Source organism: Micromonospora sp. DT201 (assembly GCF_049841575.1).
In the GTDB taxonomy this organism is placed as follows: domain Bacteria; phylum Actinomycetota; class Actinomycetes; order Mycobacteriales; family Micromonosporaceae; genus Micromonospora.
The window spans coordinates 1-264 of record NZ_JBNCKP010000106.1 but is presented as its reverse complement, the minus strand read 5'-3'; the positions used below and the strand labels follow the sequence as shown (position 1 = coordinate 264).

Below are 264 nucleotides of genomic sequence, written 5' to 3'. Positions count from 1 at the left end.
TTCGGAGCCATCACCCGCCGCACCTGCTCCGACGTCAACGACTCCACCACACCGTCATCCAACACACCAGCCGCATGGACCACCGCGGTCAACGGATGCTCCACCGACGCAATCAAGGCCGCGACCTGCTCCCGGTCGGCCACATCACACGCCACCACCCGAGCCGACGCACCCAACCCCGCCAACCCGTCAACCAACTCCCGCACACCATCAGCCGCCAGACCACGACGGCTGACCAACACCAGATGCCGCACCCCGTACGCG

Annotated in this window: 1 protein-coding gene; it reads right to left on the bottom strand. The window is 67.0% G+C overall.

Features of this window, described 5'->3' with window-relative positions; all coding sequences use genetic code 11:
• Window positions 1-264 (bottom strand): KR domain-containing protein (locus tag ACLQ28_RS34615; RefSeq protein WP_425690464.1); only part of this gene is annotated, 264 nt, incomplete at both ends.